General features: G+C 47.8%; 19 protein-coding genes. 10 read left to right on the top strand and 9 right to left on the bottom strand.

All coding sequences use genetic code 11. The annotated features are described in order from the left end of the window. The first annotated feature begins 63 nt into the window (after positions 1-63). The 8 genes from ACYVGO_RS17465 to ACYVGO_RS17430 all read left to right on the top strand — a co-directional run bounded on the left by ACYVGO_RS17465 (position 64) and on the right by ACYVGO_RS17430 (position 7,250). On the top strand, positions 64-759 hold the full coding sequence (locus tag ACYVGO_RS17465) for a hypothetical protein (RefSeq protein WP_460970362.1): 696 nt from the start codon (positions 64-66) through the stop codon (positions 757-759). A 90-nt stretch (positions 760-849) separates the two neighbouring features. Then, positions 850-1,863 carry a hypothetical protein gene (locus ACYVGO_RS17460; protein WP_142772491.1) on the top strand — a complete coding sequence of 338 codons (1,014 nt, stop codon included), beginning with the start codon at positions 850-852 and terminating at the stop codon, positions 1,861-1,863. A 95-nt stretch (positions 1,864-1,958) separates the two neighbouring features. Next, the gene (locus ACYVGO_RS17455) at positions 1,959-3,005 is read left to right on the top strand and encodes a hypothetical protein (RefSeq protein ID WP_142772490.1); all 1,047 of its coding nucleotides are present in this window, start codon (positions 1,959-1,961) and stop codon (positions 3,003-3,005) included. A gap of 113 nt (positions 3,006-3,118) precedes the next feature. Next, on the top strand, positions 3,119-3,622 hold the full coding sequence (locus ACYVGO_RS17450; protein WP_460970361.1) for a hypothetical protein: 504 nt from the start codon (positions 3,119-3,121) through the stop codon (positions 3,620-3,622). Positions 3,623-3,796: 174 nt separating this feature from the next. Next, a complete protein-coding gene (locus ACYVGO_RS17445; protein WP_460970360.1) occupies positions 3,797-4,390 on the top strand; it encodes a hypothetical protein in 594 nt (197 codons plus the stop codon). Further along, positions 4,344-6,023 carry a S8 family peptidase gene (locus ACYVGO_RS17440; RefSeq protein ID WP_460970359.1) on the top strand — a complete coding sequence of 560 codons (1,680 nt, stop codon included), beginning with the start codon at positions 4,344-4,346 and terminating at the stop codon, positions 6,021-6,023. The genes ACYVGO_RS17445 and ACYVGO_RS17440 overlap by 47 nt, the downstream gene beginning before the upstream one ends. A 77-nt stretch (positions 6,024-6,100) precedes the next feature. Then, complete coding sequence (locus tag ACYVGO_RS17435; protein WP_460970358.1) at positions 6,101-6,619, top strand: O-acetyl-ADP-ribose deacetylase; 519 nt, start codon at positions 6,101-6,103, stop codon at positions 6,617-6,619. A gap of 43 nt (positions 6,620-6,662) precedes the next feature. Then, the gene (locus ACYVGO_RS17430) at positions 6,663-7,250 is read left to right on the top strand and encodes an O-methyltransferase (RefSeq protein WP_460970357.1); all 588 of its coding nucleotides are present in this window, start codon (positions 6,663-6,665) and stop codon (positions 7,248-7,250) included. 386 nt (positions 7,251-7,636) lie between these two features. On the opposite strand, the gene ACYVGO_RS17425 is transcribed toward ACYVGO_RS17430, so the two are convergent. From ACYVGO_RS17425 to ACYVGO_RS17410, 4 genes are all read right to left on the bottom strand, one after another. Continuing rightward, entirely contained in the window at positions 7,637-8,374 is a 738-nt protein-coding gene (locus ACYVGO_RS17425) for a LytR/AlgR family response regulator transcription factor (protein WP_460970356.1), read from the bottom strand. Positions 8,375-8,489: 115 nt separating this feature from the next. Then, positions 8,490-11,594: a two-component regulator propeller domain-containing protein gene (locus ACYVGO_RS17420; protein WP_460970355.1), complete on the bottom strand. Its 3,105-nt coding sequence runs from the start codon at positions 11,592-11,594 to the stop codon at positions 8,490-8,492. Between the two features lie 196 nt (positions 11,595-11,790). Next, entirely contained in the window at positions 11,791-12,195 is a 405-nt protein-coding gene (locus tag ACYVGO_RS17415; RefSeq protein ID WP_142772482.1) for a hypothetical protein, read from the bottom strand. Positions 12,196-12,278: 83 nt separating this feature from the next. Further along, on the bottom strand, positions 12,279-12,830 hold the full coding sequence (locus tag ACYVGO_RS17410) for an NUDIX hydrolase (protein WP_460970354.1): 552 nt from the start codon (positions 12,828-12,830) through the stop codon (positions 12,279-12,281). A gap of 157 nt (positions 12,831-12,987) precedes the next feature. Between ACYVGO_RS17410 and ACYVGO_RS17405 the strand changes: the two genes are divergently transcribed. Next, on the top strand, positions 12,988-13,893 hold the full coding sequence (locus ACYVGO_RS17405; RefSeq protein WP_460970353.1) for a DUF2911 domain-containing protein: 906 nt from the start codon (positions 12,988-12,990) through the stop codon (positions 13,891-13,893). 156 nt (positions 13,894-14,049) lie between these two features. On the opposite strand, the gene ACYVGO_RS17400 is transcribed toward ACYVGO_RS17405, so the two are convergent. The 5 genes from ACYVGO_RS17400 to ACYVGO_RS17380 form a co-directional block, all read right to left on the bottom strand. Next, complete coding sequence (locus ACYVGO_RS17400; protein ID WP_460970352.1) at positions 14,050-14,763, bottom strand: hypothetical protein; 714 nt, start codon at positions 14,761-14,763, stop codon at positions 14,050-14,052. Positions 14,764-14,843: 80 nt separating this feature from the next. Next, on the bottom strand, positions 14,844-15,209 hold the full coding sequence (locus ACYVGO_RS17395; protein ID WP_460970351.1) for a hypothetical protein: 366 nt from the start codon (positions 15,207-15,209) through the stop codon (positions 14,844-14,846). A 92-nt stretch (positions 15,210-15,301) separates the two neighbouring features. Continuing rightward, the gene (locus ACYVGO_RS17390) at positions 15,302-16,984 is read right to left on the bottom strand and encodes a sodium:solute symporter family protein (protein ID WP_460970349.1); all 1,683 of its coding nucleotides are present in this window, start codon (positions 16,982-16,984) and stop codon (positions 15,302-15,304) included. A gap of 289 nt (positions 16,985-17,273) precedes the next feature. Next, positions 17,274-18,182 (bottom strand): hypothetical protein, encoded by a 909-nt coding sequence (locus tag ACYVGO_RS17385; RefSeq protein WP_460970348.1) that lies wholly within the window; start codon positions 18,180-18,182, stop codon positions 17,274-17,276. 3 nt (positions 18,183-18,185) lie between these two features. Next, entirely contained in the window at positions 18,186-19,400 is a 1,215-nt protein-coding gene (locus ACYVGO_RS17380) for a hypothetical protein (protein WP_460970347.1), read from the bottom strand. 45 nt (positions 19,401-19,445) lie between these two features. Here ACYVGO_RS17380 and ACYVGO_RS17375 point away from each other — a divergent pair, with 45 nt between their 5' ends. Next, positions 19,446-20,648, top strand: a complete 1,203-nt coding sequence (locus tag ACYVGO_RS17375) for an aspartate aminotransferase family protein (protein ID WP_460970346.1) — start codon at positions 19,446-19,448, stop codon at positions 20,646-20,648. Positions 20,649-20,831: the final 183 nt, after the last annotated feature.

Here is a 20,831-nt window from a genome sequence, read left to right as displayed (position 1 = left end):
TGCGAACCTCGTAACATTGTTCAGTATTTCACGCACGGGTATTCCCGCAACTGATAAATAACTATGCCAGAACCTGATAAATCAATTGGTCGTAAAATTCTGAGTTTCTTCGTCAAAGAGGAAGAACCCGGAGTCGCTACCGGAACTTCGCCCGCACCGGCGTCGACGGCACCGCGTCCTGCAAGTGCATCGCCCGCACCAACGCCGACGCCTACTATAACGGCGGCACCCGCAGGCGCTGTCGATTCAAAGTTTGCAGAGCATTTTGCGAATGTACTGGCGCAGAACAACCCGCCCGGCCCCGACTATTTTGAGTTTCGCGAAACGCTGCGAAGTCTCACGAACCTCGGTCTGCCCGAAGACAAACAGTACCAGGCAGCCTGGGCGAGTTTCAAGGCACTTGGCGGAAGTACGGACATGGCCGCTTTGACCAACACCGCGAATCAGTATATTGCAGCGCTGAACAAAGACCGTGATGCCTTTGGCAAAAGTGTTGAGGCTGCCTTAGCTGAGCGAGTGGGTGGTTTACAGAACGAACAGAAGCGACTGCAAACCGAAAACGAAGCCCTTACTAAACAGTTGGCAGAAATTCAGAAACAGATCGACGCCAACACAAACCGACTGTCGGCCATTGGTGGCGAAGTCAATGAGCAGAGCGCGAAAATCACGCAGAACAAGCAGAACTACGAGACAACCTTCGCGCATTTTACCGATCAAATCAAAGGCGACATCGCCAAAATGGGTCAATATTTGAAATAAGTCTGAAGTTTGTAGTTTAAGGTTTGACGTTGCTGACGCATGGGTAAACCTCAAACTGAAAACTTCGAACCTCAAACTAAAAACTAACAAATGGCAACACCTGATTTTTCTCAACTTGGCGGCAATACGGACGTAGAGAAGCGTTCGTTCTGGAGCCGCCCCGAAGGTATTCTGGGCATGATCACGCTGGCTGGTGTGGCTGGCTTCGGCCTGGTTTACTTCAACCGAATTATCGAGTTCCTGATACGGGCTACGTCGAACATCCTCGAACTGGCGCTGCTCCTGGGCGCACTGGGTGTACTAATCTTTCTGTTCACGAGCAAAGACGTTCGGACGGCCATATTCTTCCTGTTCAAGACACTGATGCGTAGCATTACGGGAACGGTGATCCAACTGAACCCGATCGCCATCATGAAAATCTACATTCAGGATTTGCGGGAGAAGCGCGAAAAAATGCAGGGGCAGATTAATATTCTGGCCGGTCAATTGGTGAAGCTGAACAAGAAAATCACGGAGAACAACGACACGATCAAACAGAAGTTTGCCGAAGCGAACAAAGCAAATTCTCTGAGCGATAAACCCGGCATGCGCGAGGCAGCTCAGCTCGCCACCATTGAAGGCGCGGGCTTGCAGGAAATGAACGAAAAACTCCTGCCGCTCCAGCGGAACATGAAAAACGTGCTGGCATTCATGGAAAAAGTGAACCAGAGCGCCGATTACATCATCAAGGAAACCGAAATCAAAGTTCGGCTCAAGGAAACTGAATACCAGATCGTTAAAGATAGCTCCAATGCCCTTAAAACGGCCGTAAGCATCTTCAAAGGCGATCCCGACAAGAAGTTCTACTTCGACCAGTCGATGGAATACATTCAGGACGACATGAGCATGAAACTCGGTGAAATGAAACGCGCCATGGATCTGTCGATGGACTTCATCAATGGGGTCGATATTCAGAACGGTATCCTATCCGACAAAGGCGAGGCTCTGCTCGAAGCCTACAACAAAGGCGAGTTCAAGATCGTCCAGTTGGATGCACCAGCACAACCGCTCAACCTCGGCCCTGCCCCGCAAAAAGACGCGGGTTATAAGAATTTGCTTGATTAAAAGAAGTTTGAGGTTTAACATTTGAAGTCTGTAGTTTTTCAAACTCGAACGTTAAACCTCAAACTATAAACCACAAACTTCAAACTCAAACCTATATGCAACGCTTAACCGTAGCCGGTCGGCTGCTGATCACGGCCGTTATTTTGGCTGGCATTTTCTTCGCATTCCGCTACTTCGGCGGTAACGAAGCCCTGCGCAAACTCGCGCCTAAAGACAAAGAAGCTACAGAGTCGCAAACGCTGCCCAGTGGCGACGATAAAACAACGGAGCCAGCAGCCGAGGAATCGACGGCGTCCTCATCTGGCGCATCAGATGAAGCAACGAGTACGCAGGCTAGCCCAGCCTTCACCTACACGGCACCAGAACCCCAAAATGGCGTACTGAAAGGTGTAGTTGAGATGGGCGCCAGTGGCTTTAACTCGTTCATTGTTCGTATTGACGATCAGAAACGCTGGAAACTCGAAAAAGCCGAGTTTGGCAACAGCCTGGTCATCGAAAATATGGCTACCGATAATGACATTCGCACCGGCTTGAAAACCTATATTGGTAAAATGCTCGACTTTGGTGTTGGCGGACGCAATATTCAGTTTGTGGTCAGTTCGGGGGCTGTGAAAGCAGAAGGTACGCAGAAGATCATTCGTGTCCTGAAATCACTTAACTATGTAGTGAATACCGTTACACCCGAGCAGGAAGGTTCGTTGGGACTGCGCGCGGTTCTTCCTACGGAGTATTACGATAACTCATTCGTAACAGACATTGGATCAGGCAACACAAAGATTTCCTGGAAAGAAGGTGGTTCGACTAAAGCACTGGAAACGTATGGGGCTAAATATTTCCAGGAAGGGACAAGTGACGACGTTGTTGCTTCTGACGTAAAAGCCAAAGCGAAACAAATCCCAACCGACCATCGGAAAACCTGTTTCATTATCGGTGGTGTTCCTTTTGAACTGGCTAAAAGCGTTCGGAAAGGCAAGGAGCGCTATACGGTTCTCGATGCACCATCGGCCTACAAACTCGAAAACGCCAAATCCAAAGCAGGCCTGAATATTTACAAGTCGATTGCCGAAGCTACTGGCTGCAATCAATTCGTATTCGACTGGGACGCTAACTTCACCATCGGCTATTTGTTGACGCTTAAATAAACGGAGGAAGGGGAGGAAGGAGGAGAGGGAAGAAAGGAGGAGAGAAAGTGATGTAAATCAGCCCTCTCGCCCTTCCTCCCTCTCCTCCTTTCTCCCCTTCCTCCCTCTCCCCCATGACCCTCCGCGACGTTTTTGCTTCTCTCTCAGGTCACCCTGGTTTGCTGTTTATTCTTCTGGCAGCGATACCCACGCTAGCTTTTTTGGTAAACCTATGGTCGGGCGAAACGGCGGAGGAAATCATTAAATGGAAGTATGTGTATGCCACGCTGGTTTATCTGGCCTGTATTCCCGGAATTTTCGCGGTTACGCTCAATATTTATTTATTTCTCTTTGAACGGCAGAGCATCTGGGACATGAATCTGGCGCTGCAGGTGTTGCCTATTTTAACGATGGTTGTCACACTGTTCCTGATTCGCCGAAAAATACCGTTCAACTACATTCCTGGCTTCGGCAAACTATCTAGTTTTCTGACAATCATTGCCGCCGTTATGGGCATTATGTGGTTCATTGATCGAACCCGAATTTATGCCATTACCTACGTACCCTTCACCTACATCGTAGTAGGATTCATTGCCCTCCTGCTGATTATCCGTTTCGCCTGGAGCCGGATTTTTTGAGCCTCTCCAATCGGCAGGGTTGCCTACTGCTGGCTGACTTCATATCTTCGGAAATCTAATTTCCGTTGACTTATGCGTTTTCAGCAATTTACCTGGGCAGCCCTATTACACTCCCTCCTATTTTCTGGATGCCAATCCAGCATAAACGAGTCTTTTGCTTCAGATGATGAGTACATGCCCCTTGAGACGGGCCGGTATATTATTTACGACGTAGAGGAGAAACGTTACTCGCTGAGCAGCGCCCCTATTCTGCTCATGTATCAGCTAAAGGAAACCATTGGTGCATCCTATACCGACGTTACCGGCCAACCCGCGTACCGGTTACTACGGTATCGGCGCTTGTCAGACAACCAACTGTGGCAGGCCGATTCTGTCTGGTCGGCCCGTAAAGTCAATAATGAAATTATTCGCACTGAAAACGGCAGGGATTTTGTTCAGCTACTAGTTCCGGTTAGTAACCAGTTGAGCTGGGATGGCAACCGGTTCAATACGCTTGGCTCAGATACGTACACAGCACGCAACGTAGGAGAGATTTATCGCGTACAGGGTAAACAGTTCGACCAGACTGTGACCGTAGTAGGGCAGACTGATTCAACACTGATTTCACAGACTAAAAACATAGCGGTTTATGCCCGGCAGGTTGGGTTGATTTATAAGGAGCGGATCAATTTCCAATTTTGTATAGCTACTCCAGCCTGCCTGGGACATAACCAGATCGATTATGGCACTCAACAAGTATACCGCATCCGGGCTCTTGGCAAAGAGTAAGACTTTCTGCTTTGTACTCCTGTTGGTGCTTAGCCAATTCAGCAGTTTTGGTCAGGTTACCCGCAAATATCTGGTGCTGTTGCGCGATAAGGCCAACACGCCTTACAGCATAAGTAAACCCGAACAATTTTTATCCCAGCGTTCTATTCTACGTCGGCAAAAACAAAACATTCCTGTATTGGAACGCGATCTTCCCGTTAATCCAACTTACCTAACGCAGCTTCAACAGGCAGGGGGGAAAATCTGGTTTTCATCACGCTGGATGAATGCGGTGTTGGTTGAAGCCAGCGACGCCACGATTGCCGCTATCCAAAACCTCTCTATCGTAAAAGGCCTCGAATTCGGCAGGTCGCTGGCCAACGCCCGCATCAGTGCAACAGAAACCCAAACCACAACGTCTTACACGGCTGATCGTTTCGGCAAGTTTGGTACGGTTGACAATCCACCCCTTAATTATGGCAGCTCACAAGATCAAGTTACGCAACTGGGTGCCGATAAAATGCACCAGCAGGGTTATCATGGCGAAGGGATGCTCATTGGTGTGTTGGATTCAGGTTTTCTGAATGCGAATAAAGTAGCTTACTTAAAACCAGTATTCGCCGAAAATAGGGTGCTGGCTACCTACGATTTTGTCAAGAAAGAAACCAGTGTGTATGAAGATGACTGGCACGGTTTATCCTGTTTGTCGACTATTGCGGCTACAGCCGATAATCAACTGTATGGAACCGCCTATAAAGCTTCCTTTATTCTGCTTCGCACTGAGGATGTAAACAGTGAAAAACAAATCGAAGAAGCTAACTGGCTATTCGGAGCCGAATACGCCGACAGTGCAGGCGTAGATGTTATCAGCTCATCGTTAGGCTATACGGAGTTCGATGATGCATCAACGAGCTACACCTACCAGAATATGGACGGCAAAACAACGCTCTGTAGCCGTGCCGCCCAAATTGCCACCGAAACCGGTATGGTCGTCGTTGTGGCCGCTGGTAATGAGGGTAGTAGTGCCTGGCATTACCTATCGGCTCCATCCGATGCGGCATCGGTTCTGGCCGTTGCTGCCGTTACACAAACAGGAACACGCGCGTCGTTCAGTTCATTTGGCCCCTCGGCCGATGGTCGTGTCAAACCTGATTTGGCCGCACGGGGTCAGGGCACCGTAATCGGCATTCCAAACGGACTGATCGCAACAGGCGATGGGACCTCATTTGCGACTCCCCTGCTCGCAGGTTTAGCCACCGGTTTCTGGCAGGCGCACCCTCGCCTGACAGCGGCTCAGGTAACAACAGCATTACGTCGGTCGGGAAGTCAATCTGGTACTCCTGACGATCAACTTGGCTACGGCATTCCAAATTTTGAGCGGGCATCATCTGTTGCCGATTCGTATGGGCCCTTTTTAATTTACCCGAATCCATTTACTGATAGTCAATCGGTTATTGTTCAGTGGAGCGAACTTGAAGCGAATACCCCCTTTGATGCAACATTAAGTAATGCCGCAGGGCGTACTATCTGGCAGAATCAGTATACCGGTTTGCCTTCATTCGTTTTACCCAATCTGAATTTATCCGCGGGTGTCTACTTCATGACACTGGTTGCTGGTGACAAGAAAAAGACGCTGAAGCTGGTGAAACAGTGAGGAGAGATTTATGGTTTTCGGTATACGGTTTTCGGTGGGCTGCCCACCGAAAACCGTATACCGAAAACCGAAACCCCATGGCAACAATTCAGGTTATTCTGGGTGATATTACCAAACAGGCAGTCGATGCGATTGTCAACGCGGCCAATACAAGTTTACGGGGTGGCGGGGGTGTCGATGGGGCTATTCACCGGGCAGCCGGTCCTGAACTGGTAGCTGAGTGTCGTAGGCTAAACGGCTGTAAAACGGGCGATGCCAAGATCACGAAAGGGTATCGGTTACCCGCTAAACATGTCATTCATGCCGTTGGCCCTGTATGGCGAGGGGGCCGGCAGAATGAGGCCGAGTTGCTAGCAAGTTGCTACCGTCGGTCATTGGAAATTGCTGCCGAGAATAAGTTGATCAGCCTTGCGTTTCCGAATATCAGTACAGGCATTTACGGCTACCCCAAAGACAAAGCGGCTGAGGTTGCTATTAGTACTGTTCTCCAAATCCGGGAAGAACTAACCTCGGTTGAAACAATCATGTTTGTATGTTTTGAGGCCGATAATTTTGCACTCTATGACCAGAAGCTACACGCACACAAGGCCAATTAGCACTTACTGGTGAACGGTTTATCGGTAGACCACGTGAATGTCCATGGATCAGACACAGATAAGCTTACTTCAGGAGCTAGAGAAATTTGGCAAGGAAAATGACAGTCAGGCAACTCGTCAGGATGAGCGAATGCTCAATATCACAGCGGATACAGGCGCTTTTCTTGCCCTTCTGATCAAAGCAACTCAGGCACAAAAGGTTCTCGAAATTGGCACTTCCAACGGCTACTCAACCATCTGGATGGCCGATGCAGTATACCCTACAGGTGGGCACGTAACTACAATTGAGATGAATGAACGTAAAGCCATTCGGGCGAGGGAGAATTTTCGGCTGGCTAACGTAGAGCAATCAATCACCCTTATAGTTGATCAGGCAGATGAGTACTTACCCTCCTGTAATCCACACTCTTTTGATTTTATTTTTCTCGACTCAGAACGCAGCCACTATACTGAGTGGTGGCCATTGGTCAACACAATTTTAAAACCAGGCGGCCTGATAGCAGTTGATAATGCCGTTTCACATCAGGCAGAGCTGGTCGCATTTACCGAACTAGTGCAACAAACGCCAGGTATGGATACTGTTTTAGTGCCAATCGGAAAAGGGGAATTACTAATTTGGAAACAGCGGTAGACTGGAACCCATTCCACTGAAAATTCACGTCGTAGTCAATGATTCGGTCAACTCTATAGTTAATCTGATACCTGATCATCACAAAAAAGCAGCCTCGCAAGATGGAGACTGCTTTCCTTAACAATTAACTATTACTTAAATCCAGTGACATTCACATCTTGTCAGTTCCTATTGGAGCAGTGCCTATATATTGGTGTCTCGTTGAGTCAATCAGTTGTTGAGAGCCGTTAGTCAAAATCTGATAGGTGCACATAGGAGTTTTCTCCCTTGGCAGGTATAAACTAGCGTTCGGCAACGCGTAAATCCTACCCGGAATGAGTATCGAACTGCTTTGGGTGAGCAAATGGCCAGTTGTGGAAAGGATTGGATTGACCAGATGACGCCAGTCACCTGAAAATTTTCAGGAGTTCATCTTTCCGACTTCGGGATACGTGAACGGTTGAATTATCGCTCATCACCACATACCCCCCTTCTCCCCGAACGTAGCGGATAATTTCGTTCAGATTAATTAAGTGGGATTGATGAACGCGTAAAAACGAACTCTCCTCCAACAGCTCCTCAATCTCTTTTAAGGTTCGGGATACGAGTAACGACTGGCGTGACTTCAGGAAAACATGGGTGTAGTTATTGTCGGCTTCACAGCGGATAATCGTATCGATCAGTACCAGTTCAAATCCCTGTAGGCTTGGCAGTGCAATTTTCTGTAAGGCAGATTTATGACCCAGCTTTTGCAGCAGTAACTCAATTTGTTGCGCCATCTGTGGCTCTGGTTGCGGGTTAACTTTGGCAACGGCTTTCAATAAATCGTCTTTATCAATGGGCTTCAGTAAATAATCCAGCGCACTAAACCGAATAGCTTTTATGGCATAGGTATCGTATCCGGTGGTGAAGATAATATCGAAGGGAATGTTGGGGAGTTGTTCCAGCATTTCAAAGCCATTCATTATCGGCATCTCCACATCCAGAAAAAGCAGGTCAGGTGTGTGATCTGCAATCGCTTTCAGCCCTTCGGCGGCAGACCGGCACTCGGCAACTACCGTTACCTGCGGGCAATATTTGGCTAATTGCATGGATAACGTCTCCCGGCAATGGGCTTCGTCGTCAATAATAAGTGCTTTTATCATGGATAGAACACAGATTCTTATGATTTTTCAGAAAATAACATGTTCGTAAATTTTACCTCTTTTTCAATCATATCTTACTCATATTGATCATAAGAATCTGCGTTCTATATCCTCGTTAGCCAATTGGAATCCGCACGACTACACTTGTTCCTGCAGGCTCACCCTCAGGATCAACCAAGTCCTGAATGAGTACGGTTGGCTGCCTGCCATCTAACAGCTGACTCAATTTCAGTCGATTCGACGTGATCTGCATACCCAGCGATTTAGTCCGTGTGGCCGATTTACTTTTCAACTCAGCAGCCTTCTTCCTGCCAATGCCATTATCATCAATTGTACAGATCAGCGTATCATTTTCCACCGCCCAGTCAATCGTGATGCGGCCACCACCCTCTTTGTGCATCAAGCCATGCCAAATGGCATTTTCGACGTAGGGCTGAATAATCATGGGTGGTAATTCGGTATAAGCAGGCTCTACTTCCTCACCAACCCGAATCGAAAAGGTGAACTGACCATCGAAGCGAAGTGACTCCAGCGTCAGGTACAGTTGAAGCGCGTCCAACTCACTTTCCAGCGTCACCACGGGCATACTGGAATGGTGCAGAATTAACCGGATCAGTTTGGAAAACTTAGCCAGATAATCGGACGCTTTCTCCGACTCATTCTTCATAATGAACCGGTTGATTGAATTGAGACTATTAAAAATAAAATGTGGGTTCATCTGTGCCCGGAGTGCCTGCATTTCCATAGCTGCTAGCTGCTTGTTGAAGGCTGTTTTTTGCGCTTCCTGCTGCTTTACCTGCCGGATTCGGTACTGAAGGCCCAGGTATATAAGACCGAAACTGAGCAGTATTAGTAGCGCCCGAAACCACCAGGTTTGCCAAAAAGGTGCCTGAATACGGATACTGAGTTTTGTTCCTTTTTCATTCCAGACCCCATCGTTATTCGATGCTTTTACCTGAAATACATAGTCACCCGGTTCAAGATTGGTATAGCTCACAAACCGGCGGGTACCGCTATACACCCAGTCTTTATCGACTCTGGTAAGCTGGTAGGCGTATTGATTTTTCTCCGGCATGTTAAAGTTGAGTGCCACAAAGTCAAACGAAATATCGTTTTCCTGATACGGAAGCTCCAGGGTTCCTGTAGGTAGTTGCTCAGTCTTGTTCTGAACCTGTACGCGGGTAATCCGTACGGGTGGAATCAGGGGGTTATCATAAATCTGGGATGGCGAGACTATATTGAATCCATTGGGGCCACCAAAAAGCAACTGGCCATCTACTCCTTTTGCATAGACTTCAAAAAACTCATTGGCCTGCAAGCCATCGCTCTCATCATAATTCCGGCATGTTCTGGTTGTAGGGTTAAACTTGCAAATGCCCTGGTTGGTAGAAAGCCAGAGATTACCATCCTTATCCGCTACAATGCCGGCAATATGATTATTAGGCAACCCATCATTGGTGGTAAAGGCTACGAATGAATTGGTGCGGGCATCATACCTATTTAACCCGCCCTGGTTGGTACCAATCCATAACTGCCCCCGGTGATCCTCGTACAGGCTACGAACATCTTTGTCGGTCAGGTGGCCCAATGGGTGCTGGTAATTGGGTTGATACTGGGTAAATCGGCCCGTTGATACATCAAGCCGACTAAGCCCTCTTCGGGTAGAGGCTGCCCAAACGGTTCCATCCTGCGTAGGCAGTGCAACAATCAGGACATCATCACCCAGGCTGGCTGGATTTTTTGGGTTGGGGTAATAGTAGGTAAACTGTTGGGTACGAGGAGTAAAACAGGCTAGGCCCCGCCCCGCCATCCACAAGTTACCCGCTGCATCTTCCCGAATACTTCGAACCCGAATCTGACTACGATACCGAACAAAGCGACCCGTCTTTCGATCGAACCGATGCAAATAAAGCCCAGCGCTAACCCACACTTGCCCGGCACGATCTTCGTAAATGGCTGAAACACCGTCGCTGAATCCCTGACCAGGCATAGTTGGTTTCAGCGAATAGCGTTGATAGCGGCCTGTCGGGCGATCAAATGAATAGAGTTCTCCAAGGTCATTACTAAACCAAATCACCCCTGTATGATCCTGGCAGATAGCTCGAACACTATTGGCTGGTAAGCGGGTAATGTTGTTGTTGATAATTGGCTGAAACGTATGAAACTTTTTAGGCTGTGCTACGTGCTTATCCAGGCCATTATCGGTACCAACCCATAAAATTCCTTCCCTATCAAAACAAAGTGAAAAAATTGTGTTGCTGCTTAGGCTTCCCGTTTGAGCCGGATTAGCCAGTACACGAGCCAGTTGCCCCGTAGTAGCAGTTACATGAATCAGGCCATCATGACCAGGCAGGGTTCCCCAGAGATCACCAGCCGCATCCGTTTTAAGAACGCCAAATGGGTAAAACCGATTGATTTCCCGACCTTTAGGCTGGTAGGTATAGATCGTCTGGAGCTTTCCTGCCTCCGTTAACCGGTAGAGCTTACCAGATAGGGCTCCAATCCATACAGCGCCCGATGGATCGGGAAAAACCAGGCAAACAGCAGTCGTATCGGACTGATCCCGCGTTAAGTTGAAACGACTATAGACCCCTGTCCGACGATTGAATTGATACAATCCATCACTAGAACCGACCCACAATCGACCCTGTTTATCTTCCTGTACGGTAAATACATCTGGCCGCTTTGAATTGGGCGACGGAAACAAGGTGAATTTCCTTGTTTCCGGGTCGAATCGGTTCAGTCCTTCCCGCGATGCAATCCAAAGAATACCCTGTTTATCCTCAACAATTGAATGCATGGCATTACGCAGCGAAATCCGGGCCGGGTCAATTCGGTAAGCCGTGGTTTTGCCGGTTTGCCGGTTAAATAAATGAAGACCTCCGCCCAGGGTTGCTACCCACATCCTTCCTTTTCGATCCTCGCAAATACCTGAAATCCAGTTGTGTTTAAACGTGTTTTCAGGATCGCCGGGGTCCGGCTTGTAGACGGTGAATGCGTAGCCATCATACTTATTTAGGCCGTCTTTTGTACCAAGCCATAGAAACCCATCCGTATCCTGCCAGATACAAACGATCGAATTATGAGAAAGGCCGTTTTTCGACGATAATCGGTCAAATTGAGGTTCTCTAACCGGAACCTGCCCCCAACTATTGGCTACTAGGCCGCTCAGGAGCATCAGACCCAGGAGCCTAAAAATCAGACGAGCAGGGCGGTCCATCTGATAAAGATGCCTATACACGCTAAGCATAAATTCTGAACAGCTTCGATGCAACAGCATGGAGGTTAGTCATAGAAAGAGACGCTAATTATTGTACTAAAATAGACATATTCCAGTCATCTACTTTACCTCCTAACAAACAAAGCGAGTTACCCTTCGGACAGGCAACTCGCTTTTGCTACTACAACTCCGGCACTTATTGACCAATGGTCATTTCCGTTTTCCGTTGTTGTTTCTTCACGTAGTAACCCGTCTCGGTTTTGTCCGGTGTTGGTTCGCTCACACGCTGAATTTTATAGTTCCGATCGGCCAGATTGGTTGACGGTGTATGGCCTACTGTAATACCACCAACGGGTTGTAGGGTAGGCATCTGACTTTTGTAGTTTGCTACCTGTGCATCACCGGGGGTTGGCTTTTTAACCGCTACGCCTTCCTTAGTTTCCCAACGACGGGCAGCAGCAGCCATGTTCGGATGCTTGTAATTACCAGTCGAGTACATTGGATTATTCAGGGGCTTTCGCTCTCCGTCATCCTGAGAGAATGCCTGCTCCGACATCGCCACTAAGCCGATGCCGACAAGCAAAAAAGTGACTAATTTCATGGCCGTTTCTATGGTTTTGTTGTACAACAAAGTTAAGACTCTGTTCTAGCAATAAACAACGAAAACAGCTACTATACTCATAGTTAAGCCATATTTTTTCGTATTAATCGCAAAATAGACTCCGAATCAGTGTAATTATCTACCATTTCTAATGAAAACCACTGAATATTCTTAATTTCATCTGAAACGCCAAATGGCTCATCCGGGTCTGCTTCCAGTAAAAAACGGATGTCATAATGCAGGTGTTCAGGCACATCATGCCGGGCGGGAATTTGGTGTACATCCACATCGAAAATAGCCGGGGCACCGTCGGCGGGCATGAGCAGCTTCAGGGATGTTAGGCCGGTTTCTTCCTGAGCTTCCCGTAGGGCAACAGCGGCTACATCGGGATCACCATCGGCATGACCGCCGGGCTGGAGCCAACGATCAAGTTTACGGTGATGAATCAGGAGCGTTTGTGTCCGGTCGGGGCTAACAATCCAGGCCGATCCCGTAATGTGACCGATAAGTAACGACCGCTCGAAGCAATCGGGGTATTGCTCAACAAAGGCGATAGTGGCCTGAGTCATAGCCTGTTCATTCGGATCGGCGGGGGAATGCTGCTGAAGCAGTTGAAGTAACAATTGGCGATGCATATAGTAGAATTGGGATTTACAATGTTCGAATTACGATTTGTTATGTACACCAAAGGAAATCCTAATTCGTAAATCGAACATCGTAAATCTCATACGTTGGGTTTCTGCGTAAAAAGCCGCAATTTGGTGCTGTTTTTTCAATAGTCTATAGAGAATTATGCACAAACTTTCGCTCACAGTAGCTACTATTTGTTTAGCTGCTCAGTTAACCACCGCCCAGATTAAATTACCTTCGCCTAGCCCCGGAGCTTCGGTTATGCAAACCATTGGCACCACCGATCTAACCGTAACGTACTCACGCCCAAGCCTTAAAGGACGCACTCCCTTTACCGATTCGTTCGTTCCCCTCGGAAAAGTATGGCGGACAGGTGCCAATGGCGCCACCAACTTTACCACCACGACCGATCTGATGGTGAACGGCAAAACCCTGCCTGCCGGAACCTATGCTATTTTATCGATTCCAGAAGATGGTAGTGCCACACTGATTTTCAGTAAGAACAAAACCGTTACGGAGCAGACCTACAAACAGGAAGAAGACGCCCTGCGCGTGAATCTTACCCCTGCCGAAAACAGTGAGAAAGTGGAAACTTTCACGATTGATTTCAGTGACCTGAGCGATAGCACAGCCAAGATGAATTTCAAATGGGCCAATGTTGTTGCAAGTGCTAGTTTAAAAGTGGACGTAACCGCCAATGCAGCCGCTAACGTAGACAAAGCCGTAGCCGACAAACCCGACGATGCCGCCGTTTTACAGGCAGCCGCCAGCTACAACCTCTCGAAAGGCCGCAACCTGGAGCAGTCGTTAAGCTGGATCGACAAGTCGATTGCCAAAGGAGAAAACTACCGGAATCTGTACGTAAAATCGCAGATTCTGGCCAAGATGGGCAAGTACAACGATGCGCTGCCACTGGCGCAGAAAGCCCTTTCTATGGGTCAAACATCGAACGATGCTGCCTTCCCGTTCTTTAAGGATGGCATTGAGAAAAGCATTACGGAATACACCGCGAAAGTTCCGGCAGCTATGCCTGCCATGAAAGCTGGAAAGGGTAAGAAGAAGGCGTAAGGAGTAATGAGTTAGCAAAACCAGCAAAGGCGGCATAATGTGCCGCCTTTGCTGGTTTTGCATTTTTCCTAGAGCAGTTTTATAACTAGGAATTATGTTATGTGAATTAATTTAGAAGTACAATCTAAAGTCCAATATTTAAATCTTGCTATTTTTTTACAGTAGACTTAAATAGTAACCCGTTTCTCCAAGCTCCTTGATAGAAACACTTCTATAAGGGATAAACTCATAGCTTTCTGAAGTAATCATAGGTTCATTAGCAGCATCGTAATATTTACGTATGCCATTAACCACTAATTTTGATACTATACCAGCATGTGAATGTATCGTGATTGGCCCTAAGGGGAAAGCCATAGACTTGACATCGCTATCATGTATACCAAGTATTATTAATTTCCCTCCTGACACATATAATGAATCGCAGGTATATTCTGAATGACCTCCCCCATTCACTGTAGATTTGTAAAAAACTTGTTTAACAGTAAAATTCCCCAAACTCTTGTAATCAATACGACTTGGGGCTGTATCCGCATCTGCTCCTGCCTGGTCAAACCTATTTACCAATATCGTATCCTTTGATAACCAAGCATCAAATCCATAAGGAAAGGATTTCCCAGCATTTTCAGCAAAACGCTCACCTCTTTCTAATAGTCGGTATCCAGTAATATCACCTGTAAAAGCCGCTCCATACCTAGCATATTTGTAGATGTAATATTTTTTATCAGGTGTTAATTGCCTTGTTAGTTCGTAGTATTCAGATTTATCCAAATACTCTCTGTGAGTAAAGTAATACATCACACCTATTATTGAAAGCGAAAAAAAAGCAATAGGGAAGTAACCAATTCTATCTATTATCTTTTTCAAATTCATGTTGGTAGTTACACGTCAATTATTTCTGTTGTATAAGTGGCAATATTTAAACCTAGGACTAATAACATCAGTTAGTCAATTCATTTTACAGCTTGACTTCTCCGCTGTAAAACATAATGGCGAGAAGCATCAGGGGAGGGTATATACACGTTTACTAACTCCCAACCATTTTTATAAATATAGTTCAGCGCGTCAACGACAGAGGCAAAACGTACCCGTTCATGATCCTTAACGGGTTTCAAGAACTCACTTGATTTATTAGCAGTATAATTCCGGCCGAAGTCAATCCAGACACTAGCTTCCCAGGTAGATCGATTAAAGCCAATTAACTCAATGTACTGAATATCCAGACTGTCAACATTAATGCTCCCTACCATAATTTGAGCTTTCGCGGTCCCTACGCCAACCAACCAGCAGGTTAAAATGGCTAAAAGTATTTTCTTCATTCTCTCGTCGCAAACTAGATCTGACCAGTTCTATAATCAAACGTTATGTTAATCAAATCTGCATATCCAACTGTTCAACCGCTCAATCTCCCCTACCGATATACCGTTTTCTGCAATATCCAGGCAATTGCAACGACCAGTAAACAGCCAATGGCGTTCAGCCACAGAAAGGCGGTCAGGTCCAGATACCAGCTAACGATGACCAATAGCTCGGCCAGAATGGTGGCCATAAACGTAGCGCGCCCACCGATGGATTTGACGTAAAAGGCCACCACAAATACGCCCAGGATAACCCCGTAAAAGAGAGAACCCAGAATATTAACGGCCTCGATCATACTGCCTAGCTGGTTGGCAAACATCGCCACTACAATGCAGAAAATCCCCCAACCAATAGTGGACCAGCGGGATGCCTGCAAATAATGCAGGTCGGTGCCTTCCTTCTTGACCAGCCGCTTATATATATCAACAACGGTGGTGGACGCCAGCGAGTTATAGGCCGATGCAATGGACCCCATAGACGCACTGAAAATGACGGCAATGAGCAAGCCAATCAGCCCATGCGGTAGGTAATCCAGCACAAAACGCAGAAACACATAGTTGACATCGTTGGTATCGGCGGCCGGATTGTTTTTCTTGATCAGATCCGCCACGTCGGCTTTCACTACGTTCAGGGCTTCGTCGGTTTCGCGAAGAATGCTCCCGGCTGCATCCTGTCCGGCTTCATCATCGGCTTTCAATGCCACCTGCATATCCAATACGGCCTTTTGACGCTGCGTTGCCAGGTTCTGATGCTTGATTTCGGCCAGTTGGTACGCCCCCGCGTAGCGGCTCTTTTTGAGCAGTTCCGTTTCCCGCTTATTGAAAAAGGTGGGCGATGGATTGAACTGATAAAACACAAAGACCAGCACCCCCACCAGCAAAATCAGGAACTGCATGGGCACTTTTAGGAGTCCGTTCATCAGCAACCCCAACCGGCTTTGCCCAATCGTTTCGCCCGTTAGGTACCGCCCTACCTGCGATTGATCGGTCCCGAAGTAGGATAGTTGCAGAAAGAACCCGCCAATCAAGCCCGACCAGAGATTGTACCGGCTACTTGGGTCGAATTTGAGGTCGATGAGATTCATCCGACCCGCTTTACCTGCTACATGCAAAGCATCCACAAATCCAACGCCTTCTGGCAATAATTTAACGGTGAGATAACCCGCCAGCCCCATCGCAAAGGTAACAATCGCCATTTGTTGCAGGTGGGTGTAGGAGATCGCTTTGGTACCACCCGTAACGGTGTACAGGAGCACCATGCCACCCATCAGCAGATTGGTCCAGTAGATATTCCAGCCCAGAATAGTAGAGAGAATAATGGCGGGTGCATAGATCGACAGGCCCGTTGATAGGCCCCGTTGTAGGAGAAACAAGCCCGCCGTGAGCGTTCTTACCCGGATATCGAACCGCTCTTCCAGGAATTCATAAGCGGTAAAGATTTTCAGTTTATGAAAAATCGGGACGAAGGTTACCGCCAGCACCACCATTGCCAGTGGTAAACCGAAGTAAAACTGGACGAACCGCATACCATCGGCAAAGCCCTGCCCCGGCGCCGATAAAAATGTAATTGCACTGGCCTGTGTTGCCATTACAGACAGGCCCACATGATACCAGGGTAACGAATGACCAGCCAGCAGGTAATCGTCCATACTACGACTTCCCCGGCTCCGAACAATACCATAGACGATAATGCCCAGCAACGTCAGAGTTAATACGCTCCAATCAAGGATACTCATGATAACCAGCGCATTAAAACATAAAACAGGAGAATTTCGGCAACTAAACTACCTATAACGATAGCATATAATTGCGGCCACGTACGTACAAACGGTGGTAAATCGGTAGGGGTCTCAGGCATGTAGGAATGGGTTGTCTCACAATAACGGCGAAATTAGCTGAAATCGGTGTATGGTCGCCAAGAAACAACATAAACGGCTTGCAAACAGATTACGTATAGGCCTATCGCCGAAATAGCCTCCGATCAGAAACCGTGCCATGTGTCGTTCGGCGGGTCGACAGCTTGGCTTATTTCCCAATCCGGATGTGGTAGCTCGCATACGGAACAAATGTAATTGGCGTAGAAATGTTCCGGCCGATGATAATTGGAATATAGGCCGCCAGATCGAACGCATGACGGCGACGGTCGAACCGGACTCCGGCCGATAAGACACCCGAAAAGTCAACGGCCCCACTACCAAACAGCACAAAGTTTTCACTAATGAACGAGAGTTTAGGGCTCACTTTCCTAACCAGTCCAAAAGAGCCCACAATATTTCGGGACAATTCGCCATTGGAGACACTCCAGCCCAGTCCGTAGCTCGTATTATTCTGACGATCGCCGGTGGTAACGATACCCTGTACATAACCAATTCCCTCCACCGTGCCATTTCCATTATTCCCTAACAACCCATTTGACCGGACACCCATATACTGCGCACTGATACCCAGCCGAACCCGGTTACTAACCGGCAATGACACTTTGGTGGAGAGCGAAAAAATAGCCGTTGGCAAAAACGTAAAGAAGGTGGTCCCAACGCTCCAGTTGTCGGTAATACCGTATTCAAACTGACTAAAATACAGGAAGTAATTCCGATAATAGAGTTTATTTTTCTCGGCCGAGAACGCCGTTGGCGCTAATCGCATCGTTTGCGAAAACAGGTTCGGAAAACCAGTGCCCTCCGCTTGAACACTTTCTTGTTCTATTCTAACAATCTGGTCCGATTTCAGTCGAACTTCGCCCAGATTCTTTGTTCGGATAACGGCTTCGGTACTGTCCTGTCGTAGAAGCTCACCCCGTAGTTGCGTCCCGTCTTTCAGCAGAATGGTATACGGGTGCTTGACCGGCGTGGTCGTGTTTTTCTTCTGGTAATAATCGTCCTGGGCTACGGCCAGTAAGGGCAGCAGCGTAAGCAGCATTAGGGATAGATGTTTCATTTGTTACGGTTTACCAATAATCAGATTATAGCCCAGGTACCCTAAGATGCGCACCTGACGACCATCATACCATTTATCTCTATCTCTGTACACCAGACTGTACACGCCCAGATCAAACGCATGACGGCGACGGTCGAACCGAAGCGCAAACGATACCGAAGCCCGTTCGAGATTATCCAGATAGTAGGCCTGATTCTGCCCCAAATTAATGCGATTATCGCTGATGATCGTTAGTCCAGGCAGCACTTTTTGCATAATCCCCAGCGTTAGAAATGACTGATTAGGAATAGGCGTATCCATTGGGGTTACCGATGAGTAAGGTGTCAGGTATTGATAATAACGTCGTTTCCCCCGATCAGTCAATCCAAAACCCAGGGTTACATTTCGCTGGCTGGTACCGATAGCAGCCAGTGCCTGATAGGTTAAGGCACCCCGACTATTGATGTACGGATACAATATATCCTGATAATCTACGGTCAGGGCGAATCGAAATTGATTCCCTACGGGTACACTCAACTTTGTGAACAGGTGTGAGTTAGCAGGTAAAAATCCGTTGAACGCGTAAAAATCACTGAGAACCAAATAAGGTATTGGCAATACAAAACTGGCCCCAACGCTCCAGTTTCGGGTAATCCCATAGTCAAATTCATTCCGTATCGCTAACGTATTTCGATAATAAAACCGGCCTTTTCCAGCCGTAAACGCTGTTTGGCCGGTTAATAACCAGGGGGAAAAACGATTTGAAAATATCCCATCATCGGCGGCAATTTCGTCGGCCGAGGTCACCCCAGCCCGAATTGTATCCACACGGGCGAGTAACTCGGGTTCAAAATACGTCAGTTGTCCATTCCGTTTTCGGACCGTGATCATCGTGTTGTCACGGCGGACATAATCGCCCTCCACCTGGGTACCATCTTTGAAGACAAACACCGTATACAACGTGGGATTTGCGCCATAACTCTCCGTTCGGACAACATCGTCCGGACGATTGGGTGAAATCCGAATGATCTGGTCAGCCTCAACAAAGGTCATATCGCCGTTTCCTTTCCGAATCGTAATCACCGTACTATCCTGCCGGACAACCTGTCCCCTCACCACGGAGCCATCGCGCATAACTACGTATGAGTGCTTGCGTTGGGTGTCGTTGGGAGAAATTTTGAAAACCTGTGCCCACAAAACAACGGGACTTAGCAGTAACAAAAGAAGAACTGTTTTCATGGTTGACGGTGTTAGAATCGAAGAAGTACTGTTGAAAGTTTTATCATGCAAATGCTTACTCCCCGGCAATTATTTTTTCAGCATATAGCCCAGACCTCCGATTTCCCTTTAGGGTTGGAAATCGAACGAGCTGAAGGTATTTATTTATACAGGCAAGGGGACAGTAAGCCCTATATGGATCTGATTTCCGGGATTGGCGTGAGTAACGTTGGACATCGGCATCCGCGTGTTCTCGAAGCCATTCACAACCAGTTGGATAAATACTTACACCTCATGGTGTATGGCGAATATATCCAGACCCCTCAAACCCAACTCGCTCAAGCGCTGGCAACTACCCTGCCAACTGAATTAGATACCGTCTATTTCACAAACTCCGGCACCGAAGCGGTTGAGGGGGCCATGAAACTAGCCAAACGCTACACGGGTCGCACTGAGCTGATTAGTTGCGTCAACGCCTACCACGGCTCTACCCAGGGCGCTCTTTCCCTCTCCGGCGACGAAAACTTCAAGCGAAACTACCGCCCCCTCCTACCCGATATTCGACATATCCGATACAGAAACTCGCTTGATATTGAGCAAATTACGTCCCGTACCGCAGCTGTTATTATGGAAGTTGTTGGGGGCGAGGCAGGTGTTCGCGTACCCGATACCGCTTATTTACAGGCCGTTCGACAACGCTGCACCGATGTAGGTGCGTTGCTGATTTTCGACGAAATTCAGACGGGCTTTGGTCGAACGGGTACGTTCTGGGCATTTGAAGGATTTAGTCAGGCTGGCGTTCCGGTTCATCCCGACATTCTGCTGTGCGCTAAGGGAATGGGGGGCGGCATGCCGATTGGTGCCTTTATTAGCTCGGCGGAGATAATGAGCGTTTTCAAAAACAACCCGATTCTGGGGCACATTACCACTTTTGGGGGGCACCCGGTTTCATGCGCGGCTTCACTGGCTACGCTTCAGGTAATTCAGGACCAGAAACTTCATGAACAGGCCGAGGCTAAGGGGCAGCTGTTCAAGGAATTGCTAAAACACCCTGCCATTCGGGAAGTGCGTGGTAAAGGGCTAATGCTAGCCGTTGAATTTGAATCGTTCGCGGTATTGAAACCCGTCATTGACCGGGCTATTGAAAAAGGGGTTATTACTGACTGGTTTTTATTCTGCGACAATTCGATGCGGATTGCGCCACCTTTGATTATTACCGAAGACCAAATTCGGGAAGCCTGTGCCGTGATTCTGGATGCCATAGGCTAGGCGGATATAGTATTCAGGTAACGGTTCGGGGCCTAGCGCAGAAAGGGTGTAAAAACCCGCTGCCATTCACCCTTGCACTCAAGTAATTAAAAAGAAGAAAGTTGCCTCTTGCCTTGAAGCCCTTCTTGTGCCAACCCCTTGTTAAACGAGGTAGCGCACTGCCCTGATAGTTGCAAGGCTATT

It is taken from the genome of Spirosoma migulaei, from assembly GCF_054776855.1.
This window is presented reverse-complemented; position numbering and strand designations above follow the sequence as displayed.